The 21122-nt window shown below is 37.0% G+C and carries 19 protein-coding genes; 17 read left to right on the top strand and 2 right to left on the bottom strand.

Annotated elements, in window-relative coordinates:
* Positions 1-7: 7 nt before the first annotated feature.
* The 5 genes from LW137_RS01290 to LW137_RS01270 all read left to right on the top strand — a co-directional run bounded on the left by LW137_RS01290 (position 8) and on the right by LW137_RS01270 (position 10014).
* Positions 8-1498 carry an OmpP1/FadL family transporter gene (locus tag LW137_RS01290; protein ID WP_233032622.1) on the top strand — a complete coding sequence of 497 codons (1491 nt, stop codon included), beginning with the start codon at positions 8-10 and terminating at the stop codon, positions 1496-1498.
* A gap of 426 nt (positions 1499-1924) precedes the next feature.
* Positions 1925-5305, top strand: a complete 3381-nt coding sequence (locus LW137_RS01285) for a helicase-related protein (RefSeq protein ID WP_233032621.1) — start codon at positions 1925-1927, stop codon at positions 5303-5305.
* Positions 5306-5308: 3 nt separating this feature from the next.
* A complete protein-coding gene (locus tag LW137_RS01280; RefSeq protein ID WP_233032620.1) occupies positions 5309-7843 on the top strand; it encodes an Eco57I restriction-modification methylase domain-containing protein in 2535 nt (844 codons plus the stop codon).
* 219 nt (positions 7844-8062) lie between these two features.
* Entirely contained in the window at positions 8063-8746 is a 684-nt protein-coding gene (locus LW137_RS01275) for a TaqI-like C-terminal specificity domain-containing protein (protein WP_233032619.1), read from the top strand.
* Between the two features lie 2 nt (positions 8747-8748).
* Positions 8749-10014: a pentapeptide repeat-containing protein gene (locus tag LW137_RS01270; RefSeq protein WP_233032618.1), complete on the top strand. Its 1266-nt coding sequence runs from the start codon at positions 8749-8751 to the stop codon at positions 10012-10014.
* 285 nt (positions 10015-10299) lie between these two features.
* Here the strand turns inward: LW137_RS01270 and prfA are convergent, their stop codons facing one another.
* Complete coding sequence (gene prfA, locus LW137_RS01265; RefSeq protein WP_233032759.1) at positions 10300-11373, bottom strand: peptide chain release factor 1; 1074 nt, start codon at positions 11371-11373, stop codon at positions 10300-10302.
* A gap of 68 nt (positions 11374-11441) precedes the next feature.
* A complete protein-coding gene (gene rpsT / locus LW137_RS01260) occupies positions 11442-11717 on the bottom strand; it encodes a 30S ribosomal protein S20 (protein ID WP_233032617.1) in 276 nt (91 codons plus the stop codon).
* A gap of 102 nt (positions 11718-11819) precedes the next feature.
* Here rpsT and glmM point away from each other — a divergent pair, with 102 nt between their 5' ends.
* The 12 genes from glmM to LW137_RS01200 all read left to right on the top strand — a co-directional run bounded on the left by glmM (position 11820) and on the right by LW137_RS01200 (position 21111).
* Positions 11820-13163: a phosphoglucosamine mutase gene (gene glmM / locus LW137_RS01255; protein ID WP_233032616.1), complete on the top strand. Its 1344-nt coding sequence runs from the start codon at positions 11820-11822 to the stop codon at positions 13161-13163.
* A gap of 39 nt (positions 13164-13202) precedes the next feature.
* The gene (lspA, locus tag LW137_RS01250) at positions 13203-13709 is read left to right on the top strand and encodes a signal peptidase II (RefSeq protein ID WP_233032615.1); all 507 of its coding nucleotides are present in this window, start codon (positions 13203-13205) and stop codon (positions 13707-13709) included.
* Between the two features lie 34 nt (positions 13710-13743).
* Entirely contained in the window at positions 13744-15555 is a 1812-nt protein-coding gene (gene thrS, locus LW137_RS01245) for a threonine--tRNA ligase (protein ID WP_233032614.1), read from the top strand.
* Complete coding sequence (gene infC / locus LW137_RS01240) at positions 15552-16067, top strand: translation initiation factor IF-3 (protein WP_233032613.1); 516 nt, start codon at positions 15552-15554, stop codon at positions 16065-16067. The genes thrS and infC overlap by 4 nt, the downstream gene beginning before the upstream one ends.
* 21 nt (positions 16068-16088) lie before the next feature.
* A complete protein-coding gene (gene rpmI / locus LW137_RS01235) occupies positions 16089-16283 on the top strand; it encodes a 50S ribosomal protein L35 (protein ID WP_233032612.1) in 195 nt (64 codons plus the stop codon).
* Positions 16284-16357: 74 nt separating this feature from the next.
* Positions 16358-16711, top strand: coding sequence for a 50S ribosomal protein L20 (gene rplT, locus LW137_RS01230; protein WP_233032611.1), 354 nt, complete (start codon positions 16358-16360; stop codon positions 16709-16711).
* Between the two features lie 108 nt (positions 16712-16819).
* Complete coding sequence (locus LW137_RS01225) at positions 16820-17299, top strand: META domain-containing protein (RefSeq protein ID WP_233032610.1); 480 nt, start codon at positions 16820-16822, stop codon at positions 17297-17299.
* A gap of 27 nt (positions 17300-17326) precedes the next feature.
* Positions 17327-17905 (top strand): YigZ family protein, encoded by a 579-nt coding sequence (locus tag LW137_RS01220; RefSeq protein ID WP_233032609.1) that lies wholly within the window; start codon positions 17327-17329, stop codon positions 17903-17905.
* A gap of 52 nt (positions 17906-17957) precedes the next feature.
* Positions 17958-18410: a protoporphyrinogen oxidase HemJ gene (gene hemJ / locus LW137_RS01215; protein ID WP_233032608.1), complete on the top strand. Its 453-nt coding sequence runs from the start codon at positions 17958-17960 to the stop codon at positions 18408-18410.
* 1 nt (position 18411) lies between these two features.
* Positions 18412-19809 carry an argininosuccinate lyase gene (gene argH, locus LW137_RS01210; RefSeq protein WP_233032607.1) on the top strand — a complete coding sequence of 466 codons (1398 nt, stop codon included), beginning with the start codon at positions 18412-18414 and terminating at the stop codon, positions 19807-19809.
* The gene (gene ubiE, locus LW137_RS01205) at positions 19802-20500 is read left to right on the top strand and encodes a bifunctional demethylmenaquinone methyltransferase/2-methoxy-6-polyprenyl-1,4-benzoquinol methylase UbiE (RefSeq protein WP_233032606.1); all 699 of its coding nucleotides are present in this window, start codon (positions 19802-19804) and stop codon (positions 20498-20500) included. Before argH ends, ubiE begins: the two co-directional genes overlap by 8 nt.
* Entirely contained in the window at positions 20500-21111 is a 612-nt protein-coding gene (locus tag LW137_RS01200) for an outer membrane beta-barrel protein (protein ID WP_233032605.1), read from the top strand. Before ubiE ends, LW137_RS01200 begins: the two co-directional genes overlap by 1 nt.
* The last annotated feature ends 11 nt before the right edge of the window (positions 21112-21122 follow it).

Here is a 21122-nt window from a genome sequence, read left to right as displayed (position 1 = left end):
GAAGAAAATGAAAAAACCAGCCTTAGTTGTGCTTTCTGGAGCTTGTTTTGTGCTTGGATCTGGATTTAAGCTCAATGAACATAGTTTGAACTCAATTGCCTTGAGTTCAGCTTATGTGGCTGGTGCAAATGGTGCTGATAGCGCATTGTATAACCCTGCAAATATGGGAATGGGAAAATTTTCCAATAAACATGAAATTGAGATTTCTACAACTTGGCTTCATGTCCCACGCTTTGATTTTACGACGGATTTTACAAAGATCAAAAATGAGATTGGGAGAGATCAAGGGGTGCAAACAGTGTGTACTCCTGAAAATTGGTTGGGAAATATTACTTGCGCGATCGCTTCATCTCAACTTCCTAATATCGCTCCAAGTGCCTCTAAGGCTGATGGAAGTGCAAATGCAACGCATTTTGTCTATCCTGAAATTTTTTATAAATCTCCTAGCTTTTATGGGTTTAATGTGGGATTGTCTGTAACGGCTCCTTCTGGGATGACGATTGATTGGGATGGAGAGGGGGGAAAGTTTCTTGATTCTAGTTTTATTGCAATGATTGAGGCAAACCCTGTATTGTCTTTTAAGATCGCTAATTGGCTTTCGATTGCCGGAGGGGGAAGGGTGATCTATGGGATGGGGAAATTCCAAAACTCACTTTATGTCCCCTATCAAGCCTCAATGTTTCAAAATATCGCTGGAGGTAAAATTACCATCACAAGCAAGGGAACAACAGCTGTAGATCAAATCTCTGATACTCAAGGTTGGGGTTATGGATGGAATGTCGCAATGACGCTCAAGCCATTTTATGCTTGGAATCAGGGCTTTACTATCTCTGCTACTTATCGATCTCCTGTTCATATTGATCTTGAAGGAAAGCTGAGTGCAAAAGCAAGGACTGGCACAGAAGAAAACCCCTTGATCACAGCAGATATGGATGCTGATCTTACTCTCTCCACAGATATTCCTCCTATTTTGCAGGTGGGTATATCTCAGCAGTTGGGGAGTTTTTTGGTGGAATTTGTGTATGAGCGAAATTTTTGGAGTTATGGTGATAAGTTTGAATTCAATTACAAAAATCAAAAATTTAGCAATATTTCTGGAAGTCAAGCTCACCAAATCGGATCTACAGAGGCTGAGAGGGTGGCTTATATAGAGAAGATGATGGGTGGAGCTGATTATGATGCTGTCGCAATCGGAAGAGGGTGGAAAGATACCAACTCTTATCGTTTGGGTGTGACATATGGGGTAGGACAAAAATTCCGAGCGATGGCTTCGATTGCTTATGATGAGACGCCTGTCCCAAGTGATGCGTTTGGAATCCCTGATGCTGATGGTTATATGGTAGGCGTTGGGGCACGCTATTCGATGTTTAATGATTCTTTAGATGTAGGTGCGGCTTATTCGATGACTTTTAAAGACAATAGAAAATCTCCCATTCAATCCAAAGATGGTTGGGGAAAACTCCAACTTGTCAATGTCTCTATGGCTTGCCGATTCTGAAATTTATCGGTTTTTCTTATAGGGTTGCTTGATTAAATTTGCAACATAACCCTATAATCGAGCTTTTAAAAATTATAGAGATTCTTTTTTGTGTATTTTTGTATTTTGTATCGACTACTAAATTTTAGGATCGGAAAAATGACTTTTGCAGAGACCAAAAGAGATTTCAATCTCTCGATAACATTTTAGTTCATAGTTGCAGATATGGAAATATGTATTTTTAAACTCTTCTAGAGGAAGCTCACAGATTTTTCCACTTCTTTTTGTGAATCAATGAGCAAAATTCTCTGCATTGTAGAGGTGTTGCACAGAAACGCAAAGTCTTAAATTGAAAGCCATTTTCTATCCTTATCTTAGTTTTGATTTATCAGATGTTCTTTGATAAAATTAAGCCTTTTTCTTCTCAGCTTTATCCAAAGGTTCATTATGTCAAATACTCGTCCGATTCCACATAAAATTACAAATTCTAAATTTATCAATAACACAGATATCAAGCTTAAAGATAAGCTTTTTCAGATCATTAATAATTCTGCACAAAATATAAGTTATCTTGATTTTCTCATTGGCTATTTTCAAATTAGTGGATTTAAGCATCTCAATGACATTATCAAGAATAAACTTGATCAGATTGAAGAGATAAGAATTCTTGTAGGGATTAACCTAGATCCTATTATCGCTGAGCTTGTAGATAAAAACATTGATTTTACGACAGCAAAAAAAGAGAGGTTTATTAAACAATTTGCCAAAGAGCAAGTCGATCAGCTTAATCATGATAAAAATTATTCACAAGACACGGATCTCTCTATTTATCAGCTCCTTGAAGCTATAAAGAGCGAGAAGATAAAAATGCGTATCATTCGTGAAAAAGGAGTTCATGCAAAATTCTATGTAATGAGTTGTAAGCCCCAACTTGTCACAAAAGCTAATGGGGAGCAGAACTATGATTATCAAGGCTCTGTTATTGTCGGAAGCTCTAATCTTAGCCATAATGGACTTGTTAAGCACTATGAATTTAATGCAGAATTAAGAGATAGTCAAGATATAGAAACTGCTCTTTATGAATTCAATCAACTATGGGAAAAGAGTGTTGAGGTTTCATTGGGTGATATAGAAGTAATTGAGCAAGAGTCTTATCTCTCTACGCTCTCTCCACAAGAGCTTTATTATAAAATGCTTATAGAATATTTTGGGATGGATAGAATTGAAAGGGATAAGGGTATTGAATCTCTCTTTCCTGAGGGTTACAAAGCCTTGGAATATCAAATTTATGCCATTAAGGATGGCTTAAATAAGCTAGAAAAATATAATGGCTTTTTCCTCTCTGATGTTGTGGGATTAGGAAAAACTCTTATCGCTACAATTATTGCCCAGAAACTTGAAGTCAGTGGAAGGCTTGGGGGGAAAATCCTTGTTACTTGTCCCCCTGCACTTAAAGCAAGCTGGGAAGACCATTTTGATAAAGTAGGTATCAATCGCCACACAACAATAAAAACCCACGATATGCTCCACGAAATCACAGATCCACAAAACTATGGAATGGTGATAATTGATGAATCGCATCGGTTTAAGTCCAAAGCATCCCAACGCTATGAGCAGCTTTACCGAATATGTAAAGAAGAAACAAAATATATAAAAAAAGTAATTCTCCTATCTGCCACACCTCAAAACAACTCACCTCAAGACCTAGCAAATCAAATCTATTTTTTCACTGACCCAAGAAACTCACGCATAGGAAAACTCCGCAACTTGGAGGAGTTTTTCAAAAAGATTCAAAAAGAGTATAAGACCATAAAAGACAAGCTTAAAGAACTGAGCGAAAAAAAAGACACAGCAACAAACAAGAAGCAAAAAGAAGAGCTCAAAGAGCAATTGCGTGAAATTTCCAATAGAATGAGAGATGAAGTGCTTAAATACATTATGATACGACGCACTCGAAACGATGTAAAAGCGCTTTATAAAGACGATTTAGACTCTCAAGGTATTGCTTTTCCCGATACTCCTGCTCCAACGCCACTTGAATACGAACTAAAAGACAAGGTGAGGGACTTAACAGAGGAAACACTCAAGCTTCTCAAGATTGAACCTAACACAATCGGAAAATATGGTTATTACCGCTATTTGATTTATCCAAACCTCACTCCTGAAGGACAAGAAGCCTATCAAGAGCGAATGGGGACAAAAAAGAATGGGGAATTTTATGAGCAAACCGCAGAGAGATTGACAGGGCTTATGAAATCCCTAATGTTTAAACGTTTCGAATCAAGTATTTATTCATTTAAACAAACTCTTAAACGACAAATTGCTTCACTTGAAAAACTCATCGGAATGATGGAAATCAAAAAAATCTTCATCCCTATGAAAAATCTTAGTAATCTTGATGCTTACTATGAAGCACTCGAAAGCGATAATGAATACGGAATAGATGAGGAATTTTATGAGCAATACAAAGATAAGCTCATGAATCTTGCATATTCTGATTTTGAGCCTGATTATCTTGACAAGCTCAAAAGCGACTTGACTGTCTTAAGGATTTTGTTAGAGAAGTGGGAAGAAATTAATGAAGATTCCAAGCTTGAGAAATTAGTAGAGCAAGTCAAAATCCAACTAAAGAGAAAAATTCAAGGAGATACCCCTAAGGTCATTATTTTTACAGAAGCCCAAACAACAGCTCACTATCTCAAAAATCAGCTAAGAGAGCTTTTACCACAATATGGATTATTGCAGGTTGATTCTGATAATCGCAAAGACTATCAAGACAAAATCAAAGAAAACTTTGATGCCAATCTTTCTCAAGAGCAATGGAAGCACGATATTCAAATCCTTATCTCCACTGACACCCTCTCTGAGGGTGTTAATATGCACAGAGCTGATACCCTCATCAACTACGATGCACCTTGGAATGCCACAATCCTAATGCAAAGAGCAGGAAGAATTAATCGTGTAGGAACACAACATAATAGTATCTTTGTCTATAACTTCCAACCAAGCAATATTGGGGAAGAAACGCTTAAATTTGGAAAACAAGTCTATCAAAAACTCCAAAGCTTCCATTTCACACTTGGAGAAGATAATGCAGTCTATACTCCTGAAGAAGAAGCAGGAACTCAGGGCCTCTACCAATCAAGCAAAAACAAAGGAGAAGAGATTGATCCTGAAGTAGAGTTCTTGGCAGATATTCTTGAGCTTTATAGGAATAATCCAAAAGAATTCCATCGTATCAAATCTCTACCAAATAAGGTTAGGAGCTCAATGATTGGAGAGAATGAGAGCTTTTTTTATTTCAAGCAAAGTGTGCAAGAAATTCATCCAAATCGCACGCTGGAGTTTTTGGGAGAATATTTTTATCAAGTCTATACACAAGGATGCGCTCGGAAAGTAGAAAGGGTTGATTTCTGTCAAATGGCTCAACATCTTAAGGCTCATCTTGCGAGCACTCCAATGCCACTCTCAAAAGACTTGCATTATACTGATGCAGATTTAGTCTGGAGAGTTCACGACGAAGAAGTCAAAAATCCACAAAGGAATACAAATCACTTAGACAAAAAAGAGGTAAATGAGGCAAAGTTTTATATTCAACACAATGTATTGCTCACTTTAGAAGAAAAAAATTGTTTAATCCAAGCTCTTGAGAGAGGTGTGTATATTGATAGCTCAATAAGGAAGCAAATCATTGCAGGAAAGATTGATTTGAATGAGCTTGCAAATGAACTCAAAGAAAAAATGAGGATTGAGAATAGTAAGTCCAAAGTTACAATCCGATATGCCAAACCTTCACTACAACTTAGCTACACAACAAAAAAAGGATAGATAATGGATATTGCAACAGAGATTTCAAGCTTCATAACAAAAGAATTTGACATACAAAGATATAAGGACTTTATTTTGTATATTTTTTTAAAAGGAGAGGAAATTGAGTTTTTGACAGAGGATTTTGAAGAGCCTGAAGAAAAATTTACCTATATCAAAAAAGAATATTGCCTACTTCCTGAACCGCTAAACTTGGGGAACTTTCAAAAACTTCAATTTTATGTCTTCGAAGTAGATTCTGTTAATGCCAAGATTGGACTCTACAAAGAACTCAAAAAAAGACTTGAAACTATTGATTCCAGTGCGGTCTTAGCTTGTTTTTACGAAAAAGGCAATCCTACTTTTAGACTTTCTCTTATTACTCGCTCACTCAATGAGCAAGGAAAAATCGACTATAGCAATCCTAAACGCCAAAGCTTCACTCTGGGAAAAAATGAAACAACCAACACAGCAAAACAAAACTTTCAAAAACTCTATATAAATTGGCAATCCTCTTCTACACAAGCTACCTTAAGTGAAGCCTTTTCGGTTGAGCCTGTTACAAAAGCATTTTTTGAGGGATATAAAAAACTCTATGATGAAAAGTTCGCACTTCTCTCAAGTAATCAAGCCATTATCAATATCTTCACAAAAGTATTTCCCCAAGAAGACCCTCAAAAAGTCATTTCTGCTTTTGTCAAAAAGCTTTTAGGACGAATTGTATTTCTCTACTTTATTCAAAAGAAAGGTTGGTTAGGTGTCCCAAAAGATGGAAAATGGGGAGAGGGAGATAAAAAATTCCTCATAAATCTTTTTGATAACCACAATGATGATTTCTATGAGAAAGCCTTAGCACCTCTATTTTTTGAAAGCCTCAATAAAGACAGAAGAGAGGATGAGGACTACTCGCCCACTTTTGATTGCAGGATCCCATTTCTTAATGGTGGGCTTTTTGAAGAAAATGGCATTGATCGAGATGAAATGCTTTGCGAACTGCTAGATAAGGAGTTTTTTGCTGATATTTTTGAGCTCTTTGAACTCTACAATTTCACAATCGATGAATCTACTCCTAGCAAAATCGAAGTGGGCATTGACCCTGAAATGCTTGGAAAAGTCTTTGAAAACCTAATTGACTATAACAAAGAAACTGGAGCATTCTATACTCGCAGAGGAATTGTGCATTTTATGTGCAAAAACTCACTTGTTCTCAAACTCACTCAAGTCTTTGGTGAAGAAAATCAAGAACATATAGAAAATCTTATCTATAACCAAGAGAGTGACAATGACTTTGCTAGAAAAAAAGGAAGTAAAGTCCTTAGTACTCTAGAAACTCTAAAAATCCTAGACCCAGCCATTGGCTCAGGAGCTTTCCCTATGGGATTACTTAGTGAAATTCTCTCTATCCATACCACACTCAACGAAGCTCTTGATGATTCAAAACTTGCAGAGACAAAAAGAAAAATCATCGAAAACAATATCTATGGAATTGACATCGACTCAGATGCGATCGAGATAGCCAAACTCCGCTTTTGGCTCTCAATTGCAGTCGATGAGGAAGAGCCACGACCTCTGCCAAATCTTGACTTCAAATTTATGCAAGGCAATAGTTTGCTAGAAACTCTTGAGGGATTTGAGCTACTTCCCAAAGACTTACTACTTACAGGCTCGGCTCCTATTGATTCTCTCTTTAGTAAAAAAGAGCTAGGACTGCAAGAGGACTTGCTAGATTATGGAAATAAACAAGACTCAGCCTTTATCTCAATCAAAGACAATATCCACACCTTTTTCAAAACCACAGACCCAAACAAAAAACAGAAGCTCAAAGAGAGTATTCGCAATGAGATTGCCAAAATCCTAGAAGAGCAAATAGAAAATGGGGAAAACAAGCTTGGCAGGATAGAAAAAGACATCGCGGAAATCAAGGCTCACGGAGGCAAAGAAAGCAAAAAAATCAAAGACCTTGAAAAACAATACGACAAACTTTTTACTCAACTTAACAATGCCTATAAATTCCAAGAAAGCTTCATCAATGGAGGTTTTCGCACAGATTTGCTCTTCCTCTATAAGCTCTTTTTTGGAGAAGTATTTCAAGAGGGTGGATTTGACATTGTCATTGGAAATCCCCCTTATATTAGACAAGAAGATATTTTTCTCAAAGATCAAATAAGGATAGAATTTGGTGCTTTCTTTAATGGCACTGCCGATATTTTTACCTACTTTTTTGCCAAAGGGATTCAAGTCCTCAAACCCAGTGGAATTCTCTCTTTCATTGCCAGTAATAAATGGACTAGAGCAGGGTATGGCACACCTCTAAGGAAACTTATCCTCTCCAATACTATTTCAAGCTATATTGATTTCAATGGTGTCAAAGCTTTTGAAAACGCCACAGTAGATACCTCTATTGCCACTCTTATCAAGACTCCTTCTATTGAGGATTGGATTTTCCCTACTTTTGCTCTCCAACAAAACCAAAATCCTCAAGCAGTCCTAGATAACGAAAAAATGATTTTCTCTTTCCTTTCTCGCAACTCTATCTCTATGGTAAAATCTTATCTCTAAGAAGATTGTTTTGTTTTTGGGGATACAAAGCTCCTTGCTCTCAAAAAGAAAATTGAGTCTATCGGCACACCGCTCAAAGAGTGGGATATCTCTATCAATTATGGAATCAAAACAGGCTGCAACGAAGCCTTTATCATCACCGCTGAAAAAAGAGAAGAGATTCTAAACAGCTGCAAGACCAAAGAAGAAAAACAAGCCACAGAAAAGATCATCAAGAAAATGCTAAGAGGGCGGGACATCAAACGCTACTCTTATGAGTGGGCGGATTTGTGGATTATCACCATTGAATTTGGAGCTCATCAATATTTGCAAGAAAAACATCCTAGTATCTATTCCCATTTATTGCAATATCAAGATAGGCTCAAAGCAAGGGGACAATGCACCAATAAACCTGCCACAGATAAGAAGCCCTATTTGGGACAGCATCATTGGCTTGAGCTAGACAACAATCCAACAAGGGGATATTTTTCAAACTTTGAGAAAGAAAAGATTGTTTATAGTGAAATTGTGAGGGAGCCTCAATTCTTTTTAGATACGGAGTGCTTTTTTGCTGAAGCTACTGCTTTTGTAATGACGGGAAAAAATCTTAAATATCTTATAGGTTTCCTTAATAATTCTTTTGTTGCTTTTATGTTTAAAACATTTTATGCGGGAGGGGGACTAGGGGAAAGTGGCTATCGATATAAAAAAGCATTTTTGGAGAAACTTCCAATTCCTAAAATCACAGAATCAAACCAATCCACAGCAGAGCAAATCATCGCTTTAGTGGAGGAAATTCTAAAAGTAAAAGATCAAAATCCCAAAGCCAACACTTCAGTCCAAGAGAGCAAAATCGATGAGCTTGTCTATCAGCTTTACGCCCTCACCTCCGAAGAAGTCGCTATTATTGAAAGCAGGGAGTAAGGGTGAATTTAAAAGGGTTGTCACTCCAAGAACAAGATGAAGCGATTGAGGAAATAGCCTCTTCTCTCAATATTCCAAAAAAATATATTCACTATGATTTTACGGACACCCCCTACTTTGTCATACAAGATAGAAATTATCAAGGAAACAATAGGCTTGAAGATGAGGATAGGCTTTATATAGAAGATTTTGATTTTAAGCTTCTGAAAAAATATACCCTCTTCTTTATTGAATGTGATATCTATGTTTACTTTTGCCCAACTTGTATCGATGTTGATACCCCTCATGCCTTTCGTTTTGATGGATGCGTTTTTTACGATTCGATTGTATTTGATTATTTATATCTTTCTATTCAATCTTTTATTGCTAGACATTGCCATTTTTTGGGAGATGTGGATATTTGTTTTCCATTTGAAAATGATTCTTGTTTTGAGTATTGTTATTTTGAGGGATGGGTCAATTTTACTAATGCTATCTTTAAAAAAGATATTAGTTTCTATGGCTCGACATTCAACCGATGTCCTAACTTTTCGAAAACACGCTTTGGAGGAAATATTAATATTATCAACACTAATCTTGATTTTGATTTTTTTCAAACAGAAGAAGTTATTGTAAGTAAATGGATGGAAGACAGCATTGATCTCGATATAAAAACACATCTTTCTTTTGTTGCTAATGATTTTCGCGATAGTTTTAGAATCTTTAAAAACACTCTCTCTAAAGAAGGTAATCTCCTTGATGCTTCAAATTATCATCGAGTAGAACTCTATTGCAAAGAAATCGAGTTAGATTCCAAAAACCCTCCAATCCTCTCTAGAGAATGGATCGATAGATGGCAACTTTTTTTCTATCGCCATACTTCAGACCATCACACCGATTTGCTCAAAATCATCTCTTGGGTGATTATTGCGATTGGGATTTTTGGATTTGGATTTTTTATTGTGAAATACTATCAAGATGTATCTATTCTCTCATACCTGTCTCCCTATGGTGTAGCGTTAAGCTTGGCAGGAATGGTATGTCTTGGAATATTTTGGGTTATGGGTTATATCAAAAAACTTTTTTTATTTGCAGGAGTTGGACTTATCTCCACTCTGTGGATTGCTTGTTATAAGCCCACTCTTATCTTTGGGGCAATAAATCTCATTGACAAAACCTCTCGCTCAGGATTGGAAAACTTCATCCTAGTTCTCTATACTCTTGTGATGATTCTCTTGCTCTTCTCCCTCCAAAAAACCGCACGCAAAAACTCTATCGTGCCAAGCTAGAAAATATATGATGAAATGTTTGGATAAAACTGACCCTGATAGGCTTTAGCATTTTTAAGAAATCAAATGTTGGCAAAGGGATTGTAGAGTTTTTGCTTTAGAGGGTCTTTTTTGATGTGAGGGGGAGGGGTTATTTGTATCAATTTTTTCTAGGTACTCTTTTGAAGAATTTCCAAATCATTTTTTGCTTTTGATATAGCTCTTAAGGATCTAGCTTGATTGATCTTTATTGCGATCAATAGTATCGCTGTATCAACCAATAGCAATATATTAGGAGAGCTCTATCTACTCTCCACTCCCTCCCATTGCTTCGCTTTGGGCGTGCGCGATAAGAGGATTGATGACTTGATCAAGATTTCCGCCAAGCATCACTTCTTCTAGGCTATAGAGTGTGAGGTTGATTCTGTGGTCTGTTAAGCGATTTTGTGGGTAATTATATGTGCGAATTCTTTCGCTTCGATCCCCGCTCCCTACTTGATTTTTTCTAGCTTCGGCATTTTGGCTTTGTTGGGCTTCTAATTCTGCTTCATAGATTCTAGCTTTGAGGATTTTCATCGCTTTGTCTTTGTTTTTGTGCTGGGATTTTTCATCTTGCATTGAGACGCTGATCCCTGTAGGGATATGCGTGATCCTAACTGCAGAATCTGTGGTATTGACACATTGCCCTCCATGCCCTCCAGCACGAAATACTTCTATTTTGAGATCATTTGGATTGATGACAACCTCGACATCATCTACTTCAGGCATAATCGCCACAGTCACCGCAGAGGTATGCACACGCCCTTGAGATTCTGTTTCTGGCACTCTTTGCACGCGATGTGTTCCGCCCTCATATTTGAGTTTGGAATAAGCTCCATTTCCCTTGATGAGGGCGATCACTTCTTTGTATCCCCCTACATTGTTTTCACTTGAGCTGATGATTTCGACTTTCCATTTTTGTAAATCTGCATAGCGACAATAAGCCTTGAATAAGTCCCCCACAAAGATTCCTGCCTCATCTCCTCCAGTCCCTGCACGGATTTCAAGGTAGATATTCTTGCTATCATTTGGGTCTTTGGGGATCAAAAGAAGCTTGATTTCTTCTTCTAGTCTTTTTTTCTGTTCTTCAAGGGTTTTAAGCTCCTCTTTTGCAAGCTCGCCTAGTTCTTTATCTTCCAAAAGGAGTTTATTCTCCTCGATATTTTGAAGTGTTTGGATGTAGGATTTTGCACTCTGAACAATATCGCTTATATCACTTTGCTCTTTGCTAAGGGTCGTAAGGGATTTGATATCGTTGATAATTTCTGGAGTTGTGAGTAGGTGTGTGATTTCTTCATAGCGTGCAATAATGGGTTTGAGTTTTTCTACAAGCATTGTAATACCTTAGAGATGAAAAAATAGAGTTGGAGTTTGTGTGTCGGGATATAATCCCAACAATTTAAATGAAATTAGGCTGCTTGAAGAGCAAACTTTTTTACATAAGCGTTGAGTCGGCTTACTTTTCTTGATGCTGTATTCTTTTTCAAGATCCCTTTGCTGACAAATTTGTGAAGCTCTCTGTTTGCAATCTTTAAGCTCTCTTGTGCTTTATTAAGATCCTTTGCACTTACTGCTTCTCTTACAGCTCGAATGATATTTTTCATTCGAGTGCGGTAATAGCGGTTTCTTTCTGTTCTTTTGATTGTTTGTCTGATTCTTTTTTCTGCGGATTTGTGATTTGCCATTTTAAGCTTAGTCCTTTTTCTATGAAATTTTAAGGCAAAATTACGCCTTAGATAATTTGTCAAATAAACTTGCGATTATACTTCAAAATTTTGGAGAAAAGGATGAAAATTTTTGGTACAGATGGCGTAAGAGGAAAGGCTGGAGTTGAGATTACCGCTATTAAAGTTTTGCGTTTAGGGATCGCTGCTGGGATTTTTTTCAGAAAACATTCTATTACAAATAAAATTTTAGTCGGGAAGGATACAAGGCGTAGTGGATATATGATCGAGAATGCCTTAGTGTCGGCTTTGACTTCTGTTGGATATGATGTGATACAGGTAGGACCTATGCCAACTCCAGCGATTGCGTTTTTGACTGAAGATATGCGTTGTGATGGGGGGATCATGATCAGTGCAAGTCACAATCCTTATGAGGATAATGGCATTAAATTTTTTGATCGCTTTGGATTTAAGCTTGATCGCGATGCGGAGAAAGAAATCGAGGAGATTCTATTAGATGGGGAGAGATTAGAAAAAGAGTTTAAAAGCGGGAAAGAAATAGGAAGCTCAAAGAGGATTGATGATGTGTTGGGGCGATATATTGTGCACATCAAAAACTCTTTCCCAAAAGATTTGAATTTGCAGGGTGTGAGAATCGCTCTTGATGTGAGTAATGGGGCTTCATATAAAGTTGCGCCGATGATCTTTCAAGAGCTTGGGGCAGAAGTGATTGTGATCCATGATGAGCCAAATGGTTTTAATATCAATGAAAAATGTGGAGCTTTGTATCCCCAAGAGCTTGCTAATGCGGTCAAGGAATATCGTGCGGATGTGGGATTTGCTTTTGATGGAGATGCTGATCGTTTGGTGGTTGTGGATGAGAAGGGAAATGTTGTTGATGGAGATAAGATTTTGGGAGCTTTGGCCCTCTATCAGAAAGAAAATGATTTCCTCTCTTCATCAAAAATCATTGCAACATCAATGAGTAATCTTGCGCTTGAAGAATTTTTGAAATCCAAAGGGTTAGAGCTTGTTCGAAGCGATGTGGGCGATAAATATGTGTTAGAAGAGATGCAAAAGCACAATGCAAACTTTGGGGGAGAGCAAAGTGGGCATATTATTTTTTCTTCTTTTGCTAAAACTGGTGATGGAATCACAAGTGCTCTTCAAGTGATGGCGATGATCAAAAGATCCTATAAGCCAGCCTCTCAAGTTTTATCACCATTTTCTTTATACCCAAGTCAGCTGACCAATCTCAATGTAGCTTCAAAAAAGGATTTGATGACTCTTGAGGGATATCATAAATTGCTTCAAGAGATCGAGAGTGAGGGGATGCGTCATCTCATCCGATACTCTGGGACAGAAAATAAGCTTCGCATCTTGCTAGAGGGGAAGGATCAAGAAAAGATTCTAAAAAAAATGCAAGTTTTGGTTGAATTTTTTGAGAATGCTTTGGGCGCAGTTTAGAATCGATTTTGTTTTTAAAAATCAAGAGAGGAATTTGTTTTGAAAGAAGATTTTTCTTTGTGTCCATGTAGAGTTTGGGAAAATATCAAGCTCCATCCTATTAGAGTGTTGCTGTATCTCTTGCTAGGAGGAATTGTTTTTTGGCTTGATCAAGAGATTAAAAATCTCATTATAGATGGGTTTAGGTATGAAGGAAGCGTGATCTCTATTGTGTATGTCCTCAATGATGGCGTTGCGTTTTCGATGTTTTCTTTTTTGGGAGAATCTCTTAAGTGGATTCAGTTATTCTTAGTGATTGCCGTAGCATATTGCGTTTTGGTTTCTAAAGATTTTTTAAGAATCTTTTTTGCTTTTTCTTTGATCGTGGGGTCAGGGGCTTCAAATCTTTATGATCGCTTTGTGATGGGAGGTGTGGTCGATTATATTTATTGGCATTATAAATTTAAATTTGCGATTTTTAATTTTGCAGATGTTTTGATTAATATAGGGGCTATAACCCTTATTATTTATTTTCTTAGACAAAAAAATGAGTCGCGTAGTGTATAATCACGGCTTTTTATAAAAATGAGAGAGGTTATCTTTGTCTGAAGTTATAGGTATTAAAACAAAAGAGGGGGTTTTTGATCTTTGTACATCTAAAGAACTTGGGATTGTCGGAGATGAGATTCTTTTTGACAATTCTTTTGAATCTCTATCGATTATCCGCCATTCTTGTGCTCATTTGATGGCTCAAGCAATCAAATCTCTTTATCCTAGTGCGAAATTTTTTGTTGGCCCTGTTGTAGATGAAGGGTTTTATTATGATTTTGAAGTAGAGGAAAAAATCTCAGAGGAAGATTTGGCAAAAATTGAAGCAAAAATGAAAGAGCTTGCTAAATCTGGCTTTGAAATCACAAAGGTGACTTTGCCACGCGAAGAAGTGATTGCTAAATTTAAAGATGATGATTTGAAAATGGCTGTGATTTCTCGAATCGATTCTCCTAATCTCAGTATCTATTCTCAAGGAGATTTTGAGGATTTGTGTCGTGGTCCGCATTTGCCCAATACTAAATTTCTTCATTCTTTTAAGCTGACAAAGATTGCTGGAGCATATTTGGGAGGGGATGAAAAAGCAAAAATGCTTACCCGAATTTATGGGATCGCTTTTGCTGATAAAGAATCTCTGAAACAATATCTTTTTCAACTTGAAGAAGCAAAAAAAAGAGATCATCGCAAGCTTGGTGTTGAGCTTGGTTTGTTCACTTTTGATGAAAGTGTTGGTGCAGGACTTCCAATTTGGCTACCAAAAGGAGCGCGATTAAGACGCACGCTTGAGGGATTGCTAACTAGGGCACATATCATTAGGTATTATGAGCCTGTAAGGGGACCAGAACTTCTAAAAAGCGATCTTTGGAAAGTCAGTGGACACTACGCAAACTATGGTGAAAATATGTACTTCACACAAATTGATGAAGTTGAATATGGAATGAAGCCGATGAATTGTGTAGGACATATCAAAGTGTATCAAAGCTCAATTCGTTCTTATCGTGAGCTTCCACTAAGATTTTATGAATATGGGGTGGTGCATCGCCATGAAAAAAGTGGTGTTTTGCATGGATTGCTTCGTGTGAGAGAATTTACTCAAGATGATGCACATATTTTTTGTAAGCCAGATCAAATCCGGTCAGAAGTTGTCTCAATTGTCAAATTTGCTCAAAAAATTATGGATGCATTTGGTTTTAGCTATGAGATGGAAATTTCAACAAGGCCAGAAAAATCAATCGGGGATGAAAAAATTTGGGATATTTCTACAGAGGCTTTAAAGGATGCATTGAATCTATGTGGTATTCAATACGGAATTGATGAGGGTGGAGGTGCATTTTATGGACCTAAGATTGATATCAAGATTACAGATGCGATTGGAAGAAAGTGGCAATGTGGAACCATTCAGATTGATATGAACTTGCCTGAGAGATTTGAGTTGAGTTATATTGATGAGGATAATGCTTCTAAGCGACCTGTGATGATACATCGTGCTATCCTTGGATCTTTTGAGCGATTTATAGCGATTTTGATTGAGCACTTTGGAGGAGAATTGCCTTTCTTTGTATCTCCAACTCAAGTGATTTTAATTCCTATCTCTCAAGCACAAAATGCTTATGCTGAAGAGTTGCGAGATAAGATGTTGCATCTTGGGGCATATGCTGAAATTTTAAACAAAAACGAAACTCTTAGTAAGCGTGTTAGAACAGCAGAAAAACAACGCGTTCCGATGATTATTGTTCTTGGAGAAAAGGAATTGGAAAGTAAAGTGCTTCCTATTCGTGATCGCAGGGAAAAATCACAATATGAATTAAGCGAAGGAGAATTTTTAAAAATGATTGAAACTAAAATGAAAGAGGTTAGCTTTTGAGCAAAGAAGAAGTTTTATTGAATGAAAACATTCGTTTGAAAGAAGTGCGATGTATTGGTGAGGATGGAGAACAGTATGGGATTATTAGTTCAAGAGAGGCGCTTGAGCTTGCCGTGCAACATGATTTAGATCTTGTTTTGATTTCACCCAATGCCAATCCTCCGGTTTGTAAAATTATGGATTATGGCAAATACAAGTATCAAGCAGAAAAGAAGCAAAAAGAGGCAAGAAAGAAACAAAAACAAATTGAGATTAAAGAAATTAAATTATCTGTCCAAATTGCACAAAATGATATTAGCTATAAAGTGAAGCACGCAAGGGAATTTCTTGAAAATGGCAAGCATGTTAAGTTTCGCGTTTTTTTAAAACAAAGGGAGGTTGGGATTCCTGGAGTTGGCTTAGACTTGCTTGCAAAAGTTCAAGAAATGCTTGAAGATATCGCTGTGGCTGAAAAAGAAGCAAAACTTGAGGGGCGATATGTTAATATTCTATTTGTTCCTAAAAAGAAATAATCTTACGAAAGGAGAGTTGCAATGCCAAAGATGAAAACAAATCGTGGCGCGCTTAAGCGTTTTAAAGTTAAGAAAAACTCAATTAAACGTGGCAGTGCTTTCAAAAGTCATATTTTGACCAAGAAAGATCACAAAAGAAAAGCTAATTTAAATGCGCCTAAATATGTCCATGATGCAAATATGGATTCTGTTAAAAAAATGTTATGTATGGCTTAAATAAAGCATAGTTCCCCCTAATTTTAGGGAAAGTTTGATGAAAGATCACACCTTGAAAAGGTAAAGGAGAAAAAATGAGAGTAAAAACAGGAGTAGTTCGAAGAAGACGCCATAAAAAGATTTTAAAACTTGCTAGAGGTTTTTATAGCGGTCGGAGAAAGCACTTTAGAAAAGCAAAAGAACAACTTGAAAGAAGTATGTATTATGCTTTTCGAGATAGAAAACAAAAGAAGAGAGATTTTAGAAGTCTTTGGATTGTAAGAATTAATGCTGCATGCAGAATGCATGAGATTAGTTATTCTAAGTTTATGCATGGATTAAAGCTTGCAAATATTGAACTTGATCGCAAAGTTTTGGCTGATATGGCTATGAATGATATAGGTGCATTTTCAAAAATTGTTGAAAGTGCAAAAAAGGCTCTTTTGTAATTTGCGTCACATATTTGGGGGGTGATGGGGGAGGGGGTTAGATTTAATTAAAACTTTCAAGATATATTTTCATATCAAAATTACAAATTTAAGTTTAAAGAGGTTTGCATGAGAATATTTTGTTCTGTGTTTTATATGGCAATGATTGCAATATTACTGAATGGGTGTTTTTTTGCAAACATCTTTGATTTTGGTCCAAAAATTGATTTGGGTAAAAACAAGTGGAAAATTAGCTCTTTTGTTTTGGGAGATGTAAAATATGAACCAAAAGGTTATGAAGAAATTCCTAATATGCGTTTTGACACAAAAGAGCTGAAGCTTTATGGTAACACAGGATGCAATGCTTTTTTTGCAACCTATACTTGGCTTAATGATCAAAAAATTGAAATGAGAAACTCTGGCTTAACAAGAAAAATGTGTGCCTCTGAAGATGCGATGAAGTTTGAACAAAAGCTGATGGAAGAGTTTGATGGTGATTTTGAAGTGACGGAAGAAAAAGATGATTTGATCCTCAAAAGAGAAGATTTGCAGATTACTTTGACTCCTTTAGATGAAAATGAGGCTCAAACACAAAAAACTTCACAATAAGGCAGAGGATTTTCTCTGAGAGTTGCGATGCAAACCGTTTCTTGTATCCATGAGGGATTTTTTGAAAATAAGGGGTCAAAATTTTTTTCTTTCTTGTTTCCCTTCTCTGAATTTGATTCTTTGCTATCACAATTGAGGGAAAAACACCCAAAAGCAGTACATTTTGTTTATGCAACACGAATGAAGGAGTTGCAAGTTATAGAATCATTTAGCGATGATGGAGAGCCACGAGGAAGTTCTGGTGTCCCAACACTAAATGTTTTAAGAGGAGAGGGGTTGGTAAATATTGGATTAATTACTGTGAGATATTTTGGTGGAACTCTTCTTGGTGTGGGAGGGCTTGTGAGGGCCTATACTCAGTCAGCACAATCTGCAATTTTAGCTGCAAAGAATCAAAACGACTTAATAAAATATGAGGAAACTCTTCCTTATAAAATGCAGATACCTTATTCACTTTTTAGTCAGGTTCTTTATCAGATTGAGCAGTTAAGGATTGAAATTTTAGATAAATGTTTTCAAGCAGAAGTGATTGAAATCTCTCTCAGATCAACAGAAGAAAAGAAAAATGAATTGCATAAAATCTGCAGCGCAAAGTTTGGCTTTTGAGAAAACTTGTTAAAATAGAAAGTTGAGATTACTTGGATCCAAGGAGAAAATAATGGAAGCATATCAGTGGTTAAAAGTTTTACATATTTTGGCATTTACTTCATGGATGGCAATGCTTTTTTATATCCCGCGTTTATTTGTCTATCATGCTGAACATATTCAAAATTCCGGATTTAATGAGGTTGTCAAGATTCAGGAAAACAAGCTTTATTATTTCATTGGATGGCCAGCAATGCTAGCGACACTAATTAGTGGATCTGGATTGATTGTTGTGATGGGTGGCGGAGAGTATTTGAAAAGTTCGGCTTGGATACACATTAAGTTTGTGCTTATCTTGATGTTGATTGCTTATCATTTTCTTTGTGGGTTTTTTATGAAGCAATTTGCTCAAGGGAAATGCAAGTTGAGTGGAAAGTTTTTTAGAGTCTTTAATGAAATACCAACGCTTGTTTTGATTGGTATTGTGTATTTGGTCGTTTTTCAACCTGCATTTTGGGTGAAGTGAGATGGCGAAACTTTGGGCAGGGCGCTTTAGTCAAGATTCAAGCCAACTTTTAGATGAATTTAATGCATCAATTTTTTTTGATCAAAAGTTATGGAGACAAGATATCCAAGGTTCCAAAGCTCATTCTGAGATGTTGTATGAAATTGGGATCTTAAGTTTAGAGGAGAAAAATCAGATTCATCAGGGCTTGGATGCTATCGCTCAAGAAATTGCTGAGGGGAAATTTAAATTTAAGCTTAGTGATGAGGATATTCATATGGCAATTGAGGGGGCCTTGATTGAACGCATAGGTGAAGCTGGGAAAAAACTTCACACAGCAAGAAGTCGTAACGATCAAGTGGCGGTAGATTTTAGAATGTTTGTCTTGCAGAGCAATCAAGCAGTTATTCAGAAACTTTGTGCTCTGATTGATACACTGCTTAAAATCGCTTCAAATCATACAGATACATTGATGCCAGGAATGACGCATTTGCAACATGCACAACCGATTAATTTTGCTTTTCACCTTGTGGCTTGGTGTTGTGCGTTTAAGCGCGATGTAGAAAGACTGCAAGCAAGCTATCAGAGAAATAATTTTTCCCCTTTAGGGTCAGGAGCCTTGGCTGGCGTGCCATATGCGACAAATCGAGAAAGCGTAGCACAAAAGCTAGGCTTTTTTTCTCCAACGCTCAATGCAATGGATTCGGTAAGTGATCGAGATTTTGCTCTTGATATGCTTTATGAGATCGCGATGATTATGATGCATATCTCAAGGGTAGCTGAGGAATTGGTGCTTTGGAGTAGCTATGAATTTGGCTTTGTGAGTTTTTCTGATGAGTTTTCTACAGGAAGTTCGATTATGCCACAGAAAAAAAATCCAGATGTCGCAGAGCTTTTGCGTGGAAAAAGTGGGAGGGCTTATGGGAATCTAATTGGCTTGCTAACTGTTATGAAGGGTCTGCCATTGGCCTACAATAAAGATACACAAGAAGATAAGGAAGGGGTATTTGATAGCATTCAAACAGCTTTGACTTGTCTTGAGATTTTAAATGCTTCATTGCAAGATCTAAAGATTCATACAGATAGAATGCAAAAGATGGTTTTGGTGGGGCACATTAGCGCAACAGATTTGGCTGACTTTTTGGTTAAAGAATGTGGTATTCCCTTTAGGGAGGCGCACCATATTACTGGAGAAGTTGTTGCATTTGCTGAAAAAGAAGGCAAAGACATTTCACAACTAAAAGAAGAAGAAATCTTAAGCATTGACCATCGCATTAAGCGAGGTGTTTTGAAAGCATTGGACTTAAAAAGTTCAATGAATGCAAGGGATTCTCTAGGAGGGACTTCAACTCACCAAACCCTCCATCAGATTTACACCCTCCAAGAATGGTTAAAGAATATGGAAAACACACATGGATAAGCAAAAAAAAATTGTTGAAATGTTTGATGTGATTGCTCCAAGTTATGATTTGGCAAATCGTGTTTTGAGTTTTGGCATTGATATTGGCTGGAGAAAAGAGGGGTGCAAGAGAACTCTTGAGCGAATTGGAAAGAATCAGGGCTTAAAAGTTTTAGATGTAGCTTGCGGGACTGGGGATATGATCGCACATTGGCAAACACAGCTTCAATGCTCTGAGTTTATAGGAATTGATCCTTCCAAAGGCATGCTTGAAATCGCTCAAAAGAAAATACAAAACTGCACTTTTATTGAGGCTCAGGCTCAAAATCTTCCTTTGGAAGATGAGAGTATGGATATCATATCGATTGCTTATGGTTTACGCAATGTGTGTGAGTATCCATTGGCGCTAAAAGAGTTTTATCGTGTTTTAAAAAAAGGCGGAGTGCTTTTGATTTTGGAATTTATGCACAATCCCAACCCTTCATTTTTTGATTCTCTTGGATTGTTTTATACGCAGAAAGTTCTTCCACTTTTGGGTGGATGGATTTCAAAAAATAAACAAGCTTATGCATATTTACCTGATTCAATCAAGGATTTTGCGAGTGTTGATGAGTTGAGGGGACAATTGGAGAATATTGGGTTTTCACATATTTTTTCAAAAAGCTATCATGCAAAAATTTCTTCGATTTTTGTAGCATCTAAGGAGAAGTAATGCGTTTTGTTGGGATTTTTTTATTAATGATGACGGGGGTGTTTGGTGCAAGTCTAAAATATTTTGCTGGAGCGGGTTTAAATTTTTCTTCTCCTACGCTCAATGTAGAGGCAAGAGGGAGTAATGGGCAAAAGCAGGAATTGACTTTGAATTCTAAATCCTATGTTGCAACTTTGAGTGGTGGGGTTCAGCAGTATTGGGATCGAGATGAGTATGTAGGCGGAAGGGCAATGGGGGAATTTGGAATTGGTGGTGCGAATGTAGATGGAGGGATTGCTGGAGTGTTTTCAATCTCTGGAGCTCTTGATCTGCTTGTGGATTTTTGGAAGCAAGATTTTTTTGATCTTGGAATCTTTGGAGGTTTTGAGTATGGGATGACATTTTTGGTCTCTAATACTCGAGTAAATGGATATGCGATCAAGAGTGAAACCTATAGTGCTTATTGGAGGATTGGAGGATCTGTAACTTTTGAAAAAATCCATCGAATTGATTTGACTTATAAAGCTCCTATTTCTCCTCTAGCACTGCCTACAGAAGTTCTTGCTCAAGAAACACGCCATCAGGTTTATTCTGGAGGGCAATTTTGTTTGGGTTATAAGTTGCTATTTTGATTGATACCCTC

Origin of the sequence: Helicobacter kayseriensis, assembly GCF_021300655.1 — a bacterium.
Classification (GTDB): domain Bacteria; phylum Campylobacterota; class Campylobacteria; order Campylobacterales; family Helicobacteraceae; genus Helicobacter_G; species Helicobacter_G kayseriensis.
The sequence above is the reverse complement of the archived record's forward strand: the minus strand, read 5'-3'. Positions and strand labels throughout refer to the sequence as shown.